Origin of the sequence: Mesorhizobium sp. Cs1299R1N3, assembly GCF_037179625.1 — a bacterium.
GTDB lineage: Bacteria > Pseudomonadota > Alphaproteobacteria > Rhizobiales > Rhizobiaceae > Mesorhizobium > Mesorhizobium salmacidum.
Map to the genome: position 1 here is coordinate 228,285 of NZ_JAPYKQ010000002.1, position 19,285 is coordinate 247,569.

General features: G+C 63.1%; 16 protein-coding genes. 8 read left to right on the top strand and 8 right to left on the bottom strand.

The window, feature by feature from the left end:
• Position 1: 1 nt before the first annotated feature.
• Positions 2 to 739: a methyltransferase domain-containing protein gene (locus tag O7B34_RS06455; protein ID WP_337145350.1), complete on the top strand. Its 738-nt coding sequence runs from the start codon at positions 2 to 4 to the stop codon at positions 737 to 739.
• On the top strand, positions 718 to 1,902 hold the full coding sequence (locus O7B34_RS06460; protein WP_337145351.1) for an NAD(P)/FAD-dependent oxidoreductase: 1,185 nt from the start codon (positions 718 to 720) through the stop codon (positions 1,900 to 1,902). Before O7B34_RS06455 ends, O7B34_RS06460 begins: the two co-directional genes overlap by 22 nt.
• A 100-nt stretch (positions 1,903 to 2,002) precedes the next feature.
• Here O7B34_RS06460 and O7B34_RS06465 read toward each other — a convergent pair whose 3' ends face one another.
• The 6 genes from O7B34_RS06465 to O7B34_RS06490 all read right to left on the bottom strand — a co-directional run bounded on the left by O7B34_RS06465 (position 2,003) and on the right by O7B34_RS06490 (position 8,522).
• Entirely contained in the window at positions 2,003 to 2,773 is a 771-nt protein-coding gene (locus O7B34_RS06465) for an SDR family NAD(P)-dependent oxidoreductase (RefSeq protein WP_027143641.1), read from the bottom strand.
• Between the two features lie 48 nt (positions 2,774 to 2,821).
• The gene (locus O7B34_RS06470) at positions 2,822 to 3,817 is read right to left on the bottom strand and encodes an ABC transporter permease (RefSeq protein WP_337145352.1); all 996 of its coding nucleotides are present in this window, start codon (positions 3,815 to 3,817) and stop codon (positions 2,822 to 2,824) included.
• A 116-nt stretch (positions 3,818 to 3,933) separates the two neighbouring features.
• Positions 3,934 to 4,974: a sugar ABC transporter substrate-binding protein gene (locus O7B34_RS06475; RefSeq protein WP_337145353.1), complete on the bottom strand. Its 1,041-nt coding sequence runs from the start codon at positions 4,972 to 4,974 to the stop codon at positions 3,934 to 3,936.
• A gap of 39 nt (positions 4,975 to 5,013) precedes the next feature.
• Positions 5,014 to 5,778 carry an ATP-binding cassette domain-containing protein gene (locus O7B34_RS06480; RefSeq protein ID WP_135864119.1) on the bottom strand — a complete coding sequence of 255 codons (765 nt, stop codon included), beginning with the start codon at positions 5,776 to 5,778 and terminating at the stop codon, positions 5,014 to 5,016.
• Positions 5,775 to 6,941, bottom strand: coding sequence for an ROK family transcriptional regulator (locus tag O7B34_RS06485; RefSeq protein WP_337145354.1), 1,167 nt, complete (start codon positions 6,939 to 6,941; stop codon positions 5,775 to 5,777). Before O7B34_RS06485 ends, O7B34_RS06480 begins: the two co-directional genes overlap by 4 nt.
• Positions 6,942 to 7,217: 276 nt before the next feature.
• On the bottom strand, positions 7,218 to 8,522 hold the full coding sequence (locus tag O7B34_RS06490; RefSeq protein ID WP_337145355.1) for a M23 family metallopeptidase: 1,305 nt from the start codon (positions 8,520 to 8,522) through the stop codon (positions 7,218 to 7,220).
• Positions 8,523 to 8,825: 303 nt separating this feature from the next.
• On the opposite strand from O7B34_RS06490, the gene O7B34_RS06495 reads away from it, so the two are divergent.
• Complete coding sequence (locus O7B34_RS06495; RefSeq protein ID WP_337145356.1) at positions 8,826 to 9,827, top strand: sterol desaturase family protein; 1,002 nt, start codon at positions 8,826 to 8,828, stop codon at positions 9,825 to 9,827.
• Positions 9,824 to 10,960, top strand: a complete 1,137-nt coding sequence (locus O7B34_RS06500) for a GNAT family N-acetyltransferase (RefSeq protein ID WP_337145357.1) — start codon at positions 9,824 to 9,826, stop codon at positions 10,958 to 10,960. Before O7B34_RS06495 ends, O7B34_RS06500 begins: the two co-directional genes overlap by 4 nt.
• 41 nt (positions 10,961 to 11,001) lie before the next feature.
• Here the strand turns inward: O7B34_RS06500 and O7B34_RS06505 are convergent, their stop codons facing one another.
• A complete protein-coding gene (locus O7B34_RS06505) occupies positions 11,002 to 11,469 on the bottom strand; it encodes a peroxiredoxin (protein WP_140506416.1) in 468 nt (155 codons plus the stop codon).
• A 95-nt stretch (positions 11,470 to 11,564) separates the two neighbouring features.
• Between O7B34_RS06505 and O7B34_RS06510 the strand changes: the two genes are divergently transcribed.
• Positions 11,565 to 14,945, top strand: a complete 3,381-nt coding sequence (locus tag O7B34_RS06510) for a hypothetical protein (protein WP_337145358.1) — start codon at positions 11,565 to 11,567, stop codon at positions 14,943 to 14,945.
• 7 nt (positions 14,946 to 14,952) lie between these two features.
• Here the strand turns inward: O7B34_RS06510 and tyrS are convergent, their stop codons facing one another.
• Positions 14,953 to 16,206 carry a tyrosine--tRNA ligase gene (gene tyrS / locus O7B34_RS06515; protein WP_337145359.1) on the bottom strand — a complete coding sequence of 418 codons (1,254 nt, stop codon included), beginning with the start codon at positions 16,204 to 16,206 and terminating at the stop codon, positions 14,953 to 14,955.
• A gap of 323 nt (positions 16,207 to 16,529) precedes the next feature.
• On the opposite strand from tyrS, the gene O7B34_RS06520 reads away from it, so the two are divergent.
• From O7B34_RS06520 to O7B34_RS06530, 3 genes are read left to right on the top strand one after another with little or no spacing between them, the layout of a single operon-like run.
• Positions 16,530 to 17,264, top strand: a complete 735-nt coding sequence (locus O7B34_RS06520) for a glycosyltransferase family 2 protein (protein ID WP_027143651.1) — start codon at positions 16,530 to 16,532, stop codon at positions 17,262 to 17,264.
• Complete coding sequence (locus O7B34_RS06525; protein ID WP_010909058.1) at positions 17,257 to 17,589, top strand: lipid-A-disaccharide synthase N-terminal domain-containing protein; 333 nt, start codon at positions 17,257 to 17,259, stop codon at positions 17,587 to 17,589. Before O7B34_RS06520 ends, O7B34_RS06525 begins: the two co-directional genes overlap by 8 nt.
• A gap of 37 nt (positions 17,590 to 17,626) precedes the next feature.
• A complete protein-coding gene (locus O7B34_RS06530; RefSeq protein ID WP_337145360.1) occupies positions 17,627 to 19,276 on the top strand; it encodes an ArnT family glycosyltransferase in 1,650 nt (549 codons plus the stop codon).
• The last annotated feature ends 9 nt before the right edge of the window (positions 19,277 to 19,285 follow it).

A 19,285-nucleotide genomic window follows, 5' to 3' on the forward strand; every position in this document is an offset into this window, starting at 1 on the left:
CATGGCCACGGGTCTCGACAGTCGTCATATCCAGCCGGAACTGCTCGATCATTTGCCTCCCGACGATCCCAAGGCGATTGGCTCCCGGCGTGACTTGATTTGGATAAATTCGCTGATGTTTCAACATGCGATCATGTCCAGCCTCCTGAAGGCAAGCGTGCGCGAGAGTTCGATCAGAATCTTGGAAGTCGGGTCCGGCGACGGCGCATTCATGCTCTCGGTTGCAAGGCGCCTCGCCAGGAAGTGGATCGACGTGGAGCTGGTCATGCTCGACCAGGTTGACCTCATCACCGACCGGCGGCGCGCCGATTTCGCGGCACTGGGCTGGCGGGTTGAAACCGTCACCGACAATGTCTTCGACTGGATCGCAAAACCCGGGGGTGACGCGTACGACGTTGTCTCGGCCAATCTGTTCCTGCACCATTTTTCCGACGCCGCCCTAAAGGTCCTGTTCGAAGCCCTGCGCCGTTTGGCACCGGTGTTCCTCGCCGCCGAGCCAAGCCGAAACGTTATCGCCTTGAAGGCATGCTCGCTCCTGCGCCTTGTCGGTGCAAACCAGGTCACCATGCACGATGCGGCGGCAAGCGTCCGCGCAGGTTTCGCTGGCAAGGAACTTTCCGGTTTGTGGCCTCTCGGTTCCGCGCAGCAGTGTGAAGAACGCAGGATTGGCCCGTTTACCCACGCCTTCCGCGTTTTCCCCAAGGAAGGATTTGCGCGATGTACGATGCCATCGTCATAGGTGCCGGCCCAAGCGGCTCGTCGGCAGCCTTGGCCTTGCGCGGCCAGGGTCGTTCCGTGGCCATCATCGAAGCAAGCGAGTTTCCACGCCGCAAGGTCTGCGGCGAATTCATGTCGGCGGTCAATCTGGAGCTGTTGGACCGTTTGGAGGCAGGCGTGGCGGTTCGCGCCAAGGCAGGACCCGAGGTCAAGCGGGTTGCGTTGTTCGCGTCGGGCCCCTGCATACAAGCAGGCATGCCGCGCGCCGCCGGAGATGCTTTCGGGCGGGCGCTTGGACGGGACGTTCTGGATGGCATCCTCTTGGACACGGCGCGCAACGCCGGAGCCGACGTTTTTCAGCCGTGGCGCGCGGTGGAGATCGCCAGCAATGGCGATCGTGCCATCGTCCGGATCGCCAACAAGGACGGTCAGACAAGTCTTAGCGGGCAGGTGGTGATTGCGGCGCATGGCTCCTGGGGCCAGGGCAGGTTGCCGACCAATCTCCCAAAGAGCAGCGCGGCCCCCGATCTGTTTGGCTTCAAGGCCCATTTCAGGGGAGCTTCGCTCGCTCAAGACCTCATGCCGCTCCTGGTGTTTCCGGGCGGCTATGGTGGCATGGTGTGGGCGGATCAGGACAGGATATCGCTGTCGTGCTGCATACGCCGCGACGTGTTGGCCAGGCTGCGCAAAAAGGGCGGTGCCACGTCAGCCGCCCAAGCCGTTCACGCGCACATACTGGCATCGTGCCCGGCGGTGGTTTCCACGATCGGCGACGCCAGCCTCGAAGGTGAATGGCTTGCCGCCGGTCCCATACGTCCGGGGATGCGCCCACGATTTGCCGACGACATATTTCGGGTCGGCAACATCGCCGGCGAGTCCCATCCCATCATCGCCGAAGGCATCTCCATGGCCCTGCAGTCCAGCTGGCTTCTCGCTGGCGAATTGGCAAGGTTCGAACAATGGGACCGGACGGCGCGCATCGCCGTCGGCAACCGCTATTCAAGAGCGTGGAGCCGGCAATTTGCCACTCGCATTCATGCGGCCGCACTGTTGGCGCGCATTGCCGTCCTCCCCAGGTCCAATACGGCGATGAAGGCGTTCGTGGGGTGGTTCCCGAATAGCCTGACCTTAGGAGCTAGATTGTCCGGCAAGACGAAAGCCTTGCCTGCCCTCAGCCATCCGTAAGGGCTGAAGCCGGCCGGACGCCTGGAGGAATTCGCCGAAGCGCTCGAGCCAAATCGGCAATTCAGCAGGCACACGGTTCGTGGCGTATGGCTGCCCCCGCTCACGGCGGCACCATCCGGAAATCCTTGCCCTCGGGCAGCAATTGCCCGCCATCGACGACAATGGTGGTGCCGGTGATGTAACTGGCGTCGTCCGAGGCGAGGAACAGGAAGGCGTTGGCCACGTCGCGCGGGCTGCCGAGCCGGCCGAGTGGGATCGAATCTTCCATGTTCTTGATATAGGCGGCGCCGCGATGCTGCTGGATGGCTTCGGTAAGGATATTGCCGGGCTCGACGCCGTTGACGGTGATGCCGTAGCCGGAGAACTCCAGCGCCGCAGCGCGAATGAAGCCGTTGATGCCCGCTTTCGTCGCCGAATAATGGCCATGGCCAGGGCTGGTGACATGCGGGCCGGTGATGGAGGAGGTGTAGAGCATGCGGCCAAAGCGCTGCGCCTTCATCGGTACCAGGGCCGCGCGGCTGGCATTGAAAGTGCCGCGCAGGTTAACGGCCATGACGCGGTCCCAGTCGTCGGCGCTGGTGTTCTCGATCAACTGCCAGGGATAGATGCCGGCATTCTGGACGATAATGTCGAGGCGGCCGTGGTGTTTCAGCGCCATCGCCACCGCGGCCTCGGCGTCTCTCATTTGCGAGATGTCGGTACGGATGAAGGGGACACCGAGTTCATCCGCACTTGCTTGCCCGGCCTCCTCCTCCGTGTCGGCCAGCACCAGCCTTGCGCCTTCTTCGGCGAAGCGCAGTGCGATGCCCTTGCCGATGCCGCGCGCGCCGCCGACGATCAACGCCACCTTGTCTTCCAGTCGTCCTGTCATGCGAGCCGTCCTGTCATGCCAAATCCCCGCCTCACGCCAATTCCCCTCTCACGCCAGTCTTTGGCGAATGGTTTGCTTGAATGCGTCGAGCAACACGGCTGCCAGAACCAGCAGGCCGTGGATGACCTGGGTGAAGTTGGCGGGCAGGCCCATCAGGTTGATCGCCGTGTTGATGGCAGAGAGCAGGAGCACGCCGGCATAGACGCCCGGCAAGGTGCCGACACCACCCTTCAGGCTGACGCCGCCGATGACGACCGCGGCAAAGGCGTTGAACAGAAGGCCGACGCCAAGATTGGCCGTGGCGCCCGAGGTGCGGATCGCCAGCAGCCAGCCGGCGAGCCCTGCAATGGCGCCGGCGAGCACGAAGGCGATGATCAGGTTGCGGTTCACCCGGATGCCGGCGCGGAAGGTCGCGGTTTCATTGCCGCCGATCATCACGAGGTGCCTGCCGAACGGCGTCTTGGCCATGATCAGCGAGAAGACCACGAAACAGGCCACCGCGATCCAGGCGGTAAGCGGCAGGCCGATCAGGCGTTGGATGCCGAACCAGCGGATGGCAGGTGCCAGATCCTGGGCCGAGCGACCGCCCGAAATGACCAGCACCAGGCCGCGCACCCAGATGTAGGAAGCGAGCGTGATGATGAAGGCGCTCATCTTGACCTTGACCACAAGATAGCCGTTGAAGGCTCCGATGAGGCCGCCGACGGCCAGCGCCAGCAGCAGCGAAACCGGAACCATCAGCCATTCCGGGTGCAACTGGACGCCGAGACCGATGCCCGAGGAACAAAACGGGATGCCCACCGCCATGGCGCTGAGCGCGGCGACGGATTCGACCGACAGGTCCATGTGACCGGCAATGATGACCAGCGCCAGGCCGATCGACATCACGCCGAGCACGCTCGACGCCTCGATGATGTTGGCGAAGATGCCGAGTTGGAAATAGTTCGGGATGAACAGCGAGAAGACGACCAGGACAAGGAGCAGCATGAACCAGACGAGGTTGTCGAGGACGAACTCCAGGGCGTTGCGTGTGCGAGGGTTCATATGTCGATCCGGTTGGCGTGCGCAATCAAGGCCGCAGAACATTGCCTGCGTCTCGTTCGATACGGACAGGGAAGGGCTCCGGGCCGGATATGGCCCGGAGCGGTTGGGCCATCTGTCTATTCGACCGGCTTGACCGTATCGGTCGGCGGCTTCTGGTTGCCCCAGAAGGCCGGATTGTCGACATTCTCCTTGGTGATTGCGGCGCCAGGGATCTTGATGTTCGGGCCCCAGGCTTCCTTGGTGACGGTCGACTTCAGGCCAAGCACATCGTATTCGCCGGGCTTGATCTCTTCCTTCTTGACGACCTTGTCCATGAACATGGCGACGGCCGCGGCCTGTGCGTAAAGCGGCTGCTCGACCTCGACGTTGAGCCAGCCCTTGCGGATCAGGTCGAGACCGACCGGCGCGCCGTTCGAACTCATCAGCATGACGTCGCCAGGCTTCTTGCCGGCGGCCTCGAGCGAAGCGACGGCGGCGACCGACAGGTGCGCGGCATGGCTGAAGATCAGGTCGATGTCGGGATTGGCCAGCATCTGGTCGGCAACGATGGTGCCGGCGTTGCTGGCTTCCCATTGCATGGCAGGCAGAGAGATGATCTTGACGTCCGGGAACGCCTTCATCTTTTCTTCAAAACCCTTCTGGATGTCGAGCGTGTAGGGATCGCCGGGATCGCCAAGCACCTGCAGGACCTTGCCCTTCACCGAGCCGTTCTTGGCTTTCAGAAGTTTTTCGGCCTGGTCGGCGGCGACGTAGCCGATCTCGACGGTACCCGCGACCGACGTGAAGTCGGACGGCGTCGACGTGATCTGGCGGTCGAACTCGACCACCGGAATGCCGGCGGCGCGCGCTGCCTCGATCGACGGTTTCAGCGCATTGAAATCGACGGCGGCCAGGATGATCGCCGCCGGCTTCAGCGCGATGACGTCGTTCATCTGTGACTGCTGGGCGTCGGTCTTGTTGTCGGCGTTCAGCGTCTTTATGTCGTAGCCGGTCTGTTTCAGGAACAGCTCCAGCGCGCTCACCGAGCCAGTCTGGAACTCGTCGAGCAGTGTCGGCACCATGTAGTAGACAATACCCTTGGACTGCGCGAATGCCGGCGTGAGTGTGGCAAAAGCCAGTGCCAGGATACCGAAGACATCAAGAAGTATTCGCTTCATGTCGTTGGCTCCCTGTTAAGCCGGACCCCTCTTTGTCCCTCAGCCCGCCGGTCCGGCACCGGCAAGCGTCTCCCCGGTGATCATGTTGATCACCGCGTCGGGACTTGTCTTGTTGCGTGCGACATCGCCCGCCACGACGCCTTGCCGGATCACCACGATCCGGTCGGCGACCTGAAAAGCCTGCTGCATGATATGGGTGATGATGACGACGCCGATGCCCTGGCTCGCCACCTGGCGGATCATGTCGAGGCCGCGCCGCGTCTGCTCGACGCCAAGTGCGGCGAACGGTTCGTCGAGCAGCACCAGCTTGCCGCCCCAGTGCACGAAGCGGTTGAGTTCGATGGCCTGCCGCTGGCCGCCCGAGAGATGCTCGACATTGGTGCGCAGTGAAGGAATGCGGGTACCGGCGCTGGCCAGCGCTTTCCCGACCACGGCTTCCATGGCTCGCTCATCGAGCACGGGAATGCCAAGCACCTTCCTGGTGATCTCGCGGCCCATGAAGAAATTGGCCACCACGTCGACATTGGTGCAGAGCGACAGGTCCTGGTAGACGGTCTCGATACCCGCCGCCTTGGCTTCCGCCGGCGACCGGGCCAGGAACTCCTTGCCCTCGAACAGCATGCGGCCGGAGGTCGGTTCGAGACCGCCCGCAATGATCTTGACCAGCGTCGACTTGCCGGCGCCATTGTCGCCGAGCAACGCCACCACCTCGCCCTTGCCGATGGAAAAGCTGATCCCCTTCAGCGCTTCGATCGCGCCATAGTTCTTGGTCACGTTGTCGAGCACCAGCAGGGGTTCGCTCATGCTGCAATCTCCCCGGCCGAAAGGAGGTCGCGGCCGCGCTCGCGTTCGGCGGCGAACATCTGGCCGAAGCGTGGCGACAACACCCCGGAAACGGCGAGTGCCGCCGCGCCGCGCAGCACCGCATGCTGGCCGCCGCTGGCGACGACGACGCGCGGCGTCTTGCGGTCCGCGCGGGCCGAAACCGAATTGTGCAGCGGTTCGGCCGCGTCTGCCAAGCGTTCGAGCAACTCCGATGTAGCCAGGCCGCCGAGCACGACCGTCTCTGGGTCGAAGAGGTTTTCGATGATGGCGATGGTGTTGCGGAAGATCGGGCCGACCTGCGCCACCCAATCGGCGTCATTGCCGGCCCGGCGGCCCCGCGCTTCGAGCGAGAGGTAGCGCTCGAGGCAGCCTCGGTTGCCGCAGGGGCAAAGCTCGCCTTCGGGGACCACGGGAATATGGCCGATCTCGCCCGCATTGCCCCAGGCGCCGCGCAGAACGCTGCCGTCATGCATCATGGCGCCACCAAGCCCAACGCCGAAATAGAGATAATAATAGTCGGAATGGCGGGCACCGATGCCATAGAGCCGCTCGCCCATCGCGGCGGCGGCCATGTCGCTCTCGAAGAACGCCGGCAATCCCGTCGCGGCCGTCAGTCGCTCACGCAGCGCCACATGTTTCCAGCCGGTCATCGTGGTCGGGCCGACAAAGCTCATGGAGTCCACGTCGAACGGGCCCGGAAGCGCCATGCCGATGCCGATGACGCGGCCGCCGGGCCGCTTGCCCGTCAGGTCGCGGACCATGGCGCCAATCTGTTCGAACGCATGATCGGGCGCCGCGTTGGACGCTTCTCGACGTGAACTCTCGATGACGTCGCCGCTGAGATTGATCAGTGCGGCGTCTATTCCAAGCGGCGTCAGGTGGATGCCGACGGCATAGCCGCCTTCCGGGTTGATGCGCAGCGTCGCCGGTGGCAGGCCACGGCCCTTCGGCTCTTCGCGCACGGACAGGATGTAGCCCTGTTCCTCCAGTTCGCGAACGATGGTCGACACGGTCTGGACGGTGAGCCCGACATGCCTGGCGATGTCGCCACGGGCGATCGGGCCATGACGGCGGATGGACTCCAGCACGATGCGCCGGTTGTACGGCCGCCCGAACTCCTGGTTGGTCCCTCGCAATGCCATGCCTTGCGCCCCTTGCTTGACGTGAGGTTCGCATCAAATATTTATTCAGTCAAATGGAATTCAAAAATAATCCGGCACGCGGACCGAGCTGCCGATTCCACGGCTTCTCACCTTCGGTGTGGATTAGGGATGAGACTAAGAAGCGATGGTTTGCGGTCCTGCCGTTGGCGGGTGGCCGTCAGCAGTTTGACGACGTGCGGGAGACTGCTTGGCGAGGGAGAGGCGCGCGCCGGCCGGCGGCTCCCGATTCAGCCGGCAGGCGAGCGGTTGCCCTTGCTAGAGATATTGCGCGACTTTCCTGCCGACGGTCAGGAAGCGCAGCGGATCGATCGCCTCGCCATTGTGCCGCACTTCATAATGCAGATGCGGGCCGGTCGAGCGGCCGCTGCTGCCGGTCTTGCCGATGATGGCGCCGGCGTCCAACTTCTCGCCGACGGTCACGTCGATTTCGCTCAGATGCCCGTAACGGGTCGCAAAGCCGTTGCCGTGATCGACTTCCACCATGCGGCCATAACCGCCGTTCCAGCCGGCCTTGGTCACGATGCCGGGCGCGGTGACCTTGGCGGCCATGCCGATGGGCGCCCTGAAGTCCATTCCCGAATGCAGCGCGGCGGTGCCGAGAAGGGGATCGGTACGCACGCCGAACGGGCTGGTGACGGAGTGGCCAGGGGCGGGATTGGCGAGCGGCAGCCGGCGCGCTTCCTTTTTCAGCTGATCGAGCGTGTCCAGCGCCTCGTCCAGTTCCTTGACCTTGCTGTCGAAGATCATTGAGGAGTCGAGCGGGATCAGCGGTCCGCCGACATCGCTTTCGTTCTTGCCGAAATCGCTGTCGACCGGCAGTCCGGCTGCCTGCAGCGCCTGCTGGATGGCATCTGCGCTTTTGTAGGCATTGTCCGCGAGCGTGCTGATGCGGCTGAGCTGATCATTCTCGATGGATTTCAGCGACTGGTTGATTGAGACGAACAGCTTGTCGGCACGATCGGCGGCTGAATCGCTGGGCAGCGGATCGGTGCGGGTTGACCACAAGGAGAAGGGCCTTGTGTCGGCGGTGCCGAGGTCGGCGCCCAGGCCGGCGACCGCGTAGGTCTGCGCGGGCTGGTTGATGCTGCCGGTCACCTCGGCGCGCTTGTCCGGCTTGGCGGTCGCGGCCGGATCTTCCGCGGGCACCGTTCCGACGTCGTTCTCGGCACGTTCGAACAGCGGGCCGAGACGGCCATGCCGCTGGCTGAGCTGTGTCTGGCGCTGAAGCAGTTCGCTGACCTTGGTTTCCATCAATTGTTGGTCGAGCAACTGCCTGCTGGTGATGCGGTCGACCTGGGCGCGAAGCGCCGAAATGCGGTCCTCGTAAGCCTGCTGCATCCGCGCCTGGCGCGCGGTGGTGGCGCCGATCAGGTCGTCGCGCAGCACAAGATAGGATGTGGCCAGGAGATAGCCGATGGCAATGGCGGCGAGTCCCGAACCGATGAATGCCGCGAGCCAGGGCCGTATCGTGAAGTGCCTGATCTCGTTGCCCCGGGCGATGATGACCGTATGGGGTTCCTTGCGCCTGCCGAAGACTGCGGACTGACCGGTTACGTTCACGGGACCAAGCTTTCGTTTACGACACCACGACAGCCTGACTACACATTATTAGGGTTAACAAAGGCTTGCCTTGTCCACTGCGCCGCGCCGAATGCACGCAGCACGGGCAAGAGGTTGCATGAAAGCCGCCGGGGTGCGGCCGCCATGTCGCGAAATCGTTGGTGATGAGCACCAATGCTCCGCCAGCAGTGGCCTGTCGCCCGCAGTGCAAGGCTTGGGTTTCTTAACTGTCTTCGATTGCATTTAGTTGACGTTTTTCGAGTAAAGGCGTGCTGGTACTTCGGATTCACCGTGGCGGTAGGGATGCTGAACGATCTGATTGGCAAGATCCTCGACAAGATTTCGGCCGCCAGTCTGCTGGCGACCGGGCTTTTGCTGCTGACTGCCCTTGTCAGCGCGCTCGTGGCCTATTGGCGCACGGTCGAGGAGAAGAGCTGGAAGGAGTTCTTCGAGTTCGTCATCCCGCATGAGGTCATCACCCATCCCTCGGCGAAGGCCGACCTGCTGTTCTGGGTGACGAAGAAGGCCCTGATGCCTTTCCTGATGCTCCCCGCCGGAATCGTTTTCGTCACGGCGGTGGGCTACGGGACCAACTGGCTGTTTTCGACACTGTTCCAGTTTCAGCCGCCTCTGATCGAGGGGCCGGCAGGGCCGGTGACGGTGCTGATCTTCACCGTCAGCATGCTGCTGGCCTACGACATCTCCTATTATCTCTATCACGTCGCCCAGCATCGCTATCCGCTGCTTTGGGAACTGCACAAGGTGCATCACTCGGCCGAGGTGATGGTCGGGATCACCAAAGACAGGGTCCATCCGCTGGACGAGTTGATGAACCGAGCCTGGGACGGCCTCATCGTGGGGCTGTGCTTCGGCATCTGGTCGCTGATTTCGCTGAACCTTGTCGAACTGACCGTCTTTGGCGTCAACGTCTATGTCATGCGTAACATACTGATGATGGATTTCGTCAGGCACACGCATTTCAAGATCTCGTTCGGCCGGCTCAACAATTTGATCCTGTGTCCGCATTGGCACCAGTTGCATCACAGCGTCGATCCGCGCCACTACGACAAGAATTTCGGGCTGCTCTTCTCGTTCTGGGATCGGCTCTTCGGAACATTGTGTGTGCCGACGCCCGACGAGGACTTCAAGTTCGGGCTGGTCGACCGCGATGTGCGTGACTACCAGTCGCTCGCCGGGCTCTACGTCATGCCGTTGAAGCGGATGTGGGGGCATATCGCCAGGCGCATGCGGCCAGGAAAGCCACGGCCAAGGACCGCGCGGTCATCGGAAGGAACACGGCCATGAACGCTCCCGTTGTGCTCGCGATCCCGCGGACACGCACCTTCGAAGTCGTGACATCGGCGGTGCGCCTGGCCGAGATCGCACCGGCCTGGAGTGCGCTCTGGCAGCGGGCTGGCGGGCTTGTCTTCCAGCATCCGAACTGGATTGCGGCCTGGTGGCGCACCACCCCGCATCAGGAGCGGCGCGCGCTCAGGATCGGGCTTGCCTGGAATGGTGACCGGCTCGATGGCGTGATAGCGCTCGCGACCTTCAGGCGCTCCGGCATCCGCATGCTCGAATGGGCGGCGAAGGATCACAGTGACTATGGCGACGCGCTGGTTGCACCCGACAGCGACCCGCGAGCGATCTCCGACCTTTGGCAGTATGTTTTTGACCAGGGCGGCTTCGACCTGATCTATCTCAACCGTCTGCTGCCGGATGCCGGTGTTCATGCCCTGTTGGGACCGGCCCATGGCAAGGCGCTTCGGCGCAACCACCGCACTGAAATCAGCTATCGTGTTGCGGGTCCCTGGCAACGTGGGGCGGAATGGTTCGAGACGTTGTCCAAGAAGGGCCGGCAGAACTATCGTCGTGGCCGCAAGTCCATGGAAGAGAGCGGTGCATTGCGTTTCCGGCTCCTGGATGCGGAGGACCCGCGCGAGCCGGTGCTCGAGCGGGTCGCGACGTTGAAGCGCCTCTGGCTCGCCCGGCATGGTCGCGCCTCGGATCTATTCGATAAGGGCTCGCCAGTTCTCTCCGCGCTTATTTCGGTGCTTGCCGACCTCGGGCTGTTGCGCATCTTCGTGCTGGAGCTTGACGACACGATCGTCGCCGTCTCGATCAATTTCGAGCAGCACGGCACGATGATGGCTTTCGTCACCACCTACGATCCCGAATATGAGCGCGGCTCGCCGGGTATGGTACTGATGATGGACTATATCCAGTGGTCGTTCGACCGTGGCCTTGCCACAATTGATTTTCTCTGCGGCGGCGAGGATTTCAAGCGGCGCTTCGCCACGCAATCAGTCACGCTGTCATCGATGATGGGCGCGCGCGGCCTGCGTGGTCATCTCGCCGCGCTGGCCGATCATGTGAGCCATGTTTCGAAATCCTGGAGGACTGGGCGGCAGCCGAAGGCCGAGGCACCTGACGAGTAGCGACCATAATTGTCGATTGCTTTGGTGGGCTTCGGCGGCGCTCAAAGCTCGCGAACGGCTTCCAGCACGGCCTCGGCATGGCCCTTGACCCGGACCTTGCGCCAAATCCTGGCGATCCGCCCGTCACGGCCGATCAGGAACGTCGCGCGCTCGACGCCCATGTATTTGCGGCCATACATCGATTTCTCGACCCATAGATGGTAGGCCTCGATCACCTTGCGCTCCTCGTCGGCGGCAAGATCGATGGTAAGATCGTATTTCGACTTGAACTTGTCGTGTTTCTTGGCACTGTCGGGCGACAGGCCAATGACCACGGCGCCGGCCTTCTCGAATTCCGGCTTCAGCTGTGAGAAGCTGATCGCCTCTTGCGTGCAGCTTGTCGTGTCGTCCTGCGGATAGAAATAGAGCACGACCGGCTTGCCGGCGGATGCGGCCAGGCTGAGCGATCCGCCGCCGTCCCGCGGCAGATCGAATTGCGGCGCGGGATCGCCTACTTCCAGGTCAGCCATATCGATGCCCTTGTTTAAGGTTACGCGCGAAGCCACACCGATATAGTGTCGAGCGGGGATTCGTCCACGAGCGAGTTTGTACAACGGAAGATTGCGTGGATCAGGACCAACCGCAGCACGAGAAGATCCGGTTCAGGCGGGACGAAATCACCGACCTGGGAGCCTTGCCGTCCGCGTGCCGCGTCCCGCCTCTCGGCCAGGCGGCGATCGGCCGCGGCTTTCGCATCCTTTCGCGCGTGTTTGCCGGCGTGGTCGCATTCATGCTGCTGGCCGCGGTCGCCATCTATCTCATCGGCCTTTCAGGCATCGGGTCGGACAGGCTGCGCGTCGAGGCGGAGAGCGCCATAGAGAGGCTGGCGGGCGTCGACGTCAATGTCGCGGTCGGGCCAGCCCGCATCACGCTCGACAGTTCGAGTTTCGTCGCCCTCCAGGTGAGCGATGTCAGCCTGAAGACATCAGACGGCAAACCGATGGCGGATGCCGGTCGTGTGCGCTTTGGCGTGCGTCTCGTGCCGCTGCTATGGGGTGAGGTGCGGTTGACCAGCGCCAGGATATCCGATGCCCGCATCGTCATGGCGGCGATGCCGTCCGGCGGCGACTGGACCGCGTCGCTGCGCAATGAGAACGGCCTCGTCGATCCGGAAAAACTGTCGGACGCGGTGTTCGGCAACATCCATCGCGCGCTCGACGCCGTGCGGGAGGATTCGATGCGCCGCATCGATCTCAGCAATGTCGAGTTCGTGCTGCCCGACACCGGATCGATCAAACTGGTCAAGATCGCCGACGCCACCGTCGTTCAGTCGGGGCCGGGCGGCATGGAGTTTACCTCCGAGGCGGATGTCGACGGCAGGACAGTCACCGTTGCCGCCTCCGCCACCCGCGATATCGCCGCACATCGGGTGATAAGCCTGGATGCCAGCATCAATCTGGCGGATGCCGGTGACACTGCTGCCGGCTCCGGCAGGCTTGGTGCCGTCGCGTTGAAGCTGACAGGATCGGAAGGCTTAGGTGCCACCGCATCACGTTTGATGGCCGCCCTTTCGTCCACCGGGTCGGTGCTGGATCTTGGCACGCGCGGGCTGCTGCCGGCGGATGCCGATGTCAATGCGACGCTGGTCTACGGCTCCAACAAGATCCAGGTAGACAGGTTGCTGCTGAAAACCGGCCGGTCTTCATTCGATTTCGGCGGCTCGATCGGGCCAAAACCGGCAACCGGGATGGCGGGCGAGGAACCCTCCTACCGTTACGACCTGACCAGCGATGGTTCGACCTTGGCGCCATCGGAATCGCCAGAGCCCGCGTTGATCTTCCTGGCGCGGATCGCCGGCGTCTACCAGCCGCAAAGCCGTAAACTGGTGGCCGAGCAGATCGCGGTTCGGTCCGCCGGTTCCGGCGAGGTGCTTGGCACCGCGGCGATGCAATTCGTCGACGGCAAGGCTCCCGGGATCAATCTGGCGCTCAACATCCATGACATGCCGGTCTCGCATGTCAAACAGCTGTGGCCGTGGTTTTCGGCGCGCAATGCGCGGCTCTGGTGTCTGGACAACCTGTTCGGCGGCCGTGTGGTCGACGCCAATCTCCAGTTCCAGGTGGTGCCGGACCGCCTCGGCAATGGCGTGCCCCTTTCAGCCGACGAGGTCTTTGGCCGCTTCCAGATCGAGGGGGCGCGTTTCGACACGGCCGGCCGCATTCCGCCGATACGCGATGCGGTGGGCGTCGTCGGATTTCACGGCAACGACGTCGATATTTCGTTGTCGTCGGGCACCGTCTTCATGCCCAGTGGCCGCGTGGTGGCGGCCAGCAACGGGACATTGGCCGTCAAGGCAGCCAACCGCCCGCCGGTCATCGGCGCTCTCGATATCGACGTTGCCGGCGATGCGTCTGCCGTCGCCGAACTTGCATCATACGAACCGATCAATGCCATGCGCCATGTCGGCATTCTGCCGGAGGACCTTTCCGGCGGCGTCACCGGCCATGTCAAGGCGGACATTCCGCTGCAGTCGGGCGTCGACACCGCGAAGCTCGATTGGCTGGTGTCGCTCGACTACACCGGCCTGTCCTTGGCCAAGCCGTTCGAGGGACAGGCCGTGACCGATGCCGATGGCTCGATCACCGTCGACCCGCAAAAGGCTGTCATTTCGGCCAAGGCATCGCTGAACGGCATTCCGGCCGAACTCGATCTCGTCGAGCCGCTGGCGGATGACGGGCCGGCGCGCAGCCGCAAGGTAGCCCTGGTACTCGACGACAAGATCCGCGCCGCCGCCATGCCCGGCCTGACGCCGCTGCTTGCCGGAACGGTGAAGGTCGCGATCGACAAGAGCGGCAGCGGCAACCAGAATGTGTCGGCCGACCTCACCAATGCCAGGTTGGACATTCCCTGGGCCGGCTGGAGCAAGGGGGCAGGGGTTCCCGCCAGCGCCACATTCGTCATGACCAAGTCCGGCGACACCACGACGCTGTCCGACTTCGAGCTCGACGGCAAGACGTTCTCCGTCGACGGCAGCATCGTGCTGGTCAACGGCGCCTTGTCTTCGGCCAAGTTCGGCAAGGTCACCTTGAACAGGGGCGACGACGTGGCGGTTTCGGTGAAGCGATCGGGCAAGGGCTATGCGGTCGACATCAATGGCAACGCGCTCGACGCTCGTTCGCTCATCAAGCAGTTCACGTCCGATGTGGACACCGCAACCAAGACGACGGGAACAGACAACATTTCCGTCAGCGCCGATGTCGATCAGCTGACCGGCTTCCACGATGAGCAACTGTCCAACCTGAAGCTCGACTACAGTGCGGCTGGTTCAAGGGTCAACGGACTGAAGGTCAGCGCGACGGCGAGTTCCGGCGCAGCCATCGCCATCAGCAACACCACCGGCGACGGCAGGCGCTCGCTCAACGTGCAGTCGGCGGACGCCGGCGCGATCCTGCGGTTCCTCAACATCTATGAGCACATGGAAGGTGGGTCGATCGCGCTGGCGCTGACGGGGGCCAGCGACGGACCGATGAAGGGCAAGGTCGACACCAGCAACTTCTTCGTCGTCAACGAACCCAAGCTCGCCTCCATCGTCTCGACCACGCCGGCCGGCGACAGTCGCAGCCTCAACCAGGCGGTGAAGGGCAAGCTCGACACGTCGCGGGTGAAATTCGAACGTGGTTACGCCGAGATCGACAAGGGCAGCGGCTATCTGAAGCTGACCAATGGCGTGCTGCGTGGCCCGCGCATCGGCACCACGTTCCAGGGCATCCTCTACGATCAGAACAACAATATGGACATGACCGGCACCTTCATGCCGGCCTACGGCCTCAACCGCATTTTCGGCGAACTGCCCATCGTCGGCGCGCTTCTGGGCAATGGTCGCGACCGCGGCCTGATCGGCGTCACCTTCCGGCTCAGGGGCAATGCCAACAAGCCGGTGCTCGACGTCAACCCGCTGTCGGTGATCGCGCCAGGGATATTCAGGTCGATCTTCGAATACCGGTGAGGGGTACTCAGGCCGGCCTCACCAGGATGTGTTTTTTCTTGCCCAATGAAAGCTTTACGACGTTTTCCGGACTCAAATCCTGAAGCGTGACCATTCGACGGTCGTCGCTTACCGGCTGGTCGTTCAGGCGCACGGCGCCACCCTGGATGTGCCGCCGTGCCTCGCCATTGGATGAAGCCAGCCCCGCGCTGACCAACAGCGACAGGATGCCGACGCCGGCTTCGAGCGCGGCCTTGTCCGTCTCGACGGTCGGCAACGTGTCGGCGAGCGCGCCTTCCTCGAAGGTCTTGCGCGCCGTCTCGCTGGCCTGTTCGGCGGCGGCGCGGCCATGCAGATGAGCGGTGATCTCGGTAGCGAGGATCTTCTTTGCCTCGTTGATCTCGGAACCGCCCAGCCGCTCGAGCCGTGCGACCTCTTCCAAAGGCAGCGTGGTGTAGAGTTTCAGGAACCGGCCAACGTCGGCGTCCTCGGTATTGCGCCAGTACTGCCAGAACTCGTAGGGGCTCAGCATCTCCGGATCGAGCCAGACCGCGCCCGATGCCGACTTGCCCATCTTGGCGCCGGACGAGGTGGTGAGTAGCGGCGTGGTCAGTGCGTAGAGTTGCGCATCCTCCATGCGGCGGCCGAGATCGATGCCGTTGATGATGTTGCCCCATTGATCGGAGCCGCCCATCTGCAGGCGGCAGCCGAGGCGCTTGTAGAGTTCGACGAAATCATAGGCCTGCAGGATCATGTAGTTGAATTCGAGGAACGACAGCGATTGCTCGCGATCGAGCCGCAACTTGACGGAATCAAACGCAAGCATGCGGTTGACGGAAAAGTGCCGCCCGACATCGCGCAGGAAATTGACGTAGTTGATCTCCATCAGCCAGTCGGCATTGTTGATCATGACCGCGTCGTTCGGACCGTTGCCGAATTTGAGGTAGGGCATGAAGTTGCGGCGGATACCGGCGAGATTGGCGTCGATATCCGTAGGCGTCAAAAGCTTGCGCGCCTCGTCCTTGAAGGAGGGGTCGCCGATCATCGACGTGCCGCCGCCCATCAGCGCGATCGGCCGGTGGCCGGTCTGCTGCAGCCAATGCAGCATCATGATCTGGATCAGCGAGCCGGCATGCAGGCTCTTGGCCGTGGCGTCGAAGCCGATATAGGCCGTCACCGTTTCCTTGGCGAAAATAGTGTCGAGACCGGCATCATCCGAGGTCTGGTGGATGAAACCGCGCTCGCTCATCGTGCGCAGGAAATCGGATTTGAAGGCCGGCATGTTTTCTTTCCCGAAGCGTACGCCACGGTCCGTGGCGGGCATATGTGAACGCGCGCGTTTAGCACCCAAGCGCGATCAGCAAAAGTGGATTCCGGTTTTGCGCCGGATCGCGCGCCAAGCAAGAGTTGGCGATCAGCAAAAGCGGATTCCGGTTTTGCGGCCGCGCGGATGGTGCCAGCGGCGGTCCGGCCGCAATGCTTGCTTCATCGTTTCGGCTGGCGTAATGAGGCGCCGCGCCACAAGGTTCTAACAGTCCACGACCTCAAGCGGCACCGCACGGCATCCATAAAATGCCATATCCGACGACAGAGCCCCGACGCGACATGCCGGACGCATTGATATCCATTGTCATTCCTTGCAGGAACGAGGCGGCAAACCTGCCACTGCTGATCGACGAGATCGAGGCGGCGATGGCCGGCCGCGACTTCGAGTTGATCATCGTCAATGATGGCTCGACCGACGAGACGGCTGCCGTGCTCGCCGAACAGGCGGCGCGACGCCCGTTTCCGCTACGCGAATTGCGGCATCGGAAGTCCGCCGGCCAGAGCCTTTCGGTGCGTTCGGGCGCCTGGGCGGCGCGCGGCGGCATCGTCGCGACCATCGACGGCGACGGCCAGAACGATCCGCAGTACATTCCGGTGCTGGTCGATGCGCTGCGCCAAGCCGGGCCCGATTTCGGCGCCGCGCAAGGGCAGCGCCTCAAGCGCCGCGACAGCAAGGTCAAACAATTGGCGTCGCGTTTCGCCAACTGGCTGCGAAACGCCATCCTGCATGACGAGACGCGCGACACCGGCTGTGGCCTGAAGGCGGTTCATACCGATATCCTGCGCAAACTGCCGTTCTTCGACGGCACCCATCGCTTCGTTCCGGCCCTGGTCATCCAGGAGGGGTATCGCGTCGTGCATTGCGACGTCGTCGACCGCTCGCGCCGGCACGGCAAATCGAATTACGGCATTTTCGATCGCGGACTGCAGGGTGTGCTCGATCTCTGCGGTGTCTGGTGGCTGCGGCGCCGGCGCCGCAGAATGCCAAAAATAGAGGAAATCAAGCGTGTTTAATGTGCTTCAGGAACTGGGAACCTGGCTTCATCAGGTTTTCATCAAGCAGTTCGATGCGTGGATCCTGCTCGGCTTCGTCGCCCAGTTCTTCTTCACCATGCGCTTCGTGGTGCAGTGGCTGGCGTCCGAGAAAGCCAAGCGCAGTGTCGTGCCGGTGGCCTTCTGGTTCTTCTCCCTGTTCGGCGGCGGCCTGCTTCTGATCTATGCCATCCAGCGCCAGGATCCGGTGTTCATCGCCGGGCAGGCCATGGGCATGTTCATCTACATCAGAAATCTCTGGCTGATCGCCAATGAGCGCAAGGCGGCGATGACCAAGGTCGATTGAGCAACCGCCCAAAAGAAATGATCGGAGAGACTCAGAAATGGCGTTGAACAGGAACTACATCCTTCTCTTCCTGTTCAGCCTGGTGATGACGGCTTCAGGCCTGGCATCCATGCCGCCAGTCGACCGTGACGAGCCCCGCTTCGTCCAGGCCACCAAGCAGATGGTCGAGAGCGGCGACTATGTCGATATCCGCTTCCAGGAGACCTCGCGCTACCAGAAGCCGATCGGCATCTACTGGCTGCAATCGGCGGCCGTGGCGCTGAGCGGGCAGGGGGCCGAGGCACCGATCTGGGTCTATCGCACCGTTTCGGCACTTGGCATTGCCCTTGCCGTGCTGGCGATTGCTTGGACAGGGACCAATCTTTTCGGTGCCAATGCCGGTCTCGCGGCCGGCCTGGTGATGGCCGCGATCTTCGCCACGGCTTTCGAGGGCCGCGACGCCAAGACCGATGCGATGCTGCTGGCCTGCTGCGTTGCGGCGCAAGGCGCGCTGGCGCAGGTTTATCTCGCATCGCGCCGCAATGAACCGGTCGCCGGCCATCTCTGGTGGATCTTCTGGATCGCACAAGGGGCCGCGATCCTGATCAAGGGGCCGATCGCGCCGCTGCTGTCGGCGCTGACCATCGCCGTGCTGTTCGCCTTCGAGCGCGACGGGCGTTGGCTGTCGAAGCTTAGGGTTGGGCGCGGCCTGCTGCTCGTCTTGGTGATTGCTCTGCCCTGGCTCGCCGCGATCACCTGGAAGAGCCACGGTGCTTTCCTGCAGCAGGCCGTCGGCAAGGACATGCTCGGCAAGGTCGCGTCGGGCGCGGAATCGCACGGACTGCCGCCCGGCTTCTATATGCTGACCTATTCGCTGTTCATGTGGCCGTTCGGCCTGATCGCGGTAGGCGCTGGCCTGCAGGCCCTTAACCGCATGCGCGACGATGTCAGGCTGCGCTTCTGCCTCGCCTGGTACATTCCGTTCTGGCTCGTCTTCGAACTCATTCCCACCAAGCTGCCGCATTATGTCCTGCCCGCCTATCCCGGCATGGCGCTGCTGATCGGCTGGCTGCTGACATTGCAGCCGCAGGACGCCAATGCGCCGCTCAGGCGCTGGCAGCAATGGTTGTGGTGGTCGACCGCATTCGGTCTTGTCGTGGTCAGCCTGGGCCTGGCGGCGGTCTGCATCGGAGCGCCGATCTACCTTACCCACACTTTTTCCTGGTGGAGCATTCCGGCGGCCGCGGCCGCACTCGGCGCGGGCTATTTCGCGTTTTCGCGGCAGTTGCAGGTGCCGCTGCCCCGCATCGGCGCCACCGCCGCCTGTGCGGGCATCGCCTACGCCTTGCTGTTCGGCGTCATCGCCCCGTCCCTGAAGCCGATCTGGCTGAGCCCGGCAATCAGGGACGCGGTGCGCGCCAACAAACCTTGCGACACGACCGTGCTGGCCTCGGCGCGTTATCAGGAGCCGAGCCTGGTGTTCCTGGTCGGCACGAAAACGGTGCTGACCGATGTCGGGGGCGTGGCGGAACATCTGCTCGCCGATCCCGCTTGCTCCTTGGGCCTGGTGCCGATCGGCGACGAGCAGAAATTGAATGGCATGCTGTCCGCGCAAGGCAAGTCGGCGAACCGCCTCGCCGAAGTCGACGGCCTCAACTATTCGTCGGGAGACAAACTGTCGCTCGGTCTCTACCGTATAGCGCAATGACTTCGATGA

Excerpts from the sequence above, each read along its gene's own strand:
- O7B34_RS06465 (WP_027143641.1), bottom strand. The coding sequence starts at position 2,773 with ATGACAGGACGACTGGAAGACAAGGTGGCGTTGATCGTCGGCGGCGCG.
- O7B34_RS06475 (WP_337145353.1), bottom strand. The coding sequence starts at position 4,974 with ATGAAGCGAATACTTCTTGATGTCTTCGGTATCCTGGCACTGGCTTTT.
- O7B34_RS06470 (WP_337145352.1), bottom strand. The coding sequence starts at position 3,817 with ATGAACCCTCGCACACGCAACGCCCTGGAGTTCGTCCTCGACAACCTC.
- O7B34_RS06520 (WP_027143651.1), top strand. The coding sequence starts at position 16,530 with ATGCCGGACGCATTGATATCCATTGTCATTCCTTGCAGGAACGAGGCG.
- O7B34_RS06505 (WP_140506416.1), bottom strand. The coding sequence starts at position 11,469 with ATGGCTGACCTGGAAGTAGGCGATCCCGCGCCGCAATTCGATCTGCCG.
- O7B34_RS06485 (WP_337145354.1), bottom strand. The coding sequence starts at position 6,941 with ATGGCATTGCGAGGGACCAACCAGGAGTTCGGGCGGCCGTACAACCGG.
- O7B34_RS06495 (WP_337145356.1), top strand. The coding sequence starts at position 8,826 with ATGCTGAACGATCTGATTGGCAAGATCCTCGACAAGATTTCGGCCGCC.
- O7B34_RS06455 (WP_337145350.1), top strand. The coding sequence starts at position 2 with ATGGCCACGGGTCTCGACAGTCGTCATATCCAGCCGGAACTGCTCGAT.
- O7B34_RS06480 (WP_135864119.1), bottom strand. The coding sequence starts at position 5,778 with ATGAGCGAACCCCTGCTGGTGCTCGACAACGTGACCAAGAACTATGGC.
- O7B34_RS06500 (WP_337145357.1), top strand. The coding sequence starts at position 9,824 with ATGAACGCTCCCGTTGTGCTCGCGATCCCGCGGACACGCACCTTCGAA.
- O7B34_RS06530 (WP_337145360.1), top strand. The coding sequence starts at position 17,627 with ATGGCGTTGAACAGGAACTACATCCTTCTCTTCCTGTTCAGCCTGGTG.
- tyrS (WP_337145359.1), bottom strand. The coding sequence starts at position 16,206 with ATGCCGGCCTTCAAATCCGATTTCCTGCGCACGATGAGCGAGCGCGGT.
- O7B34_RS06460 (WP_337145351.1), top strand. The coding sequence starts at position 718 with ATGTACGATGCCATCGTCATAGGTGCCGGCCCAAGCGGCTCGTCGGCA.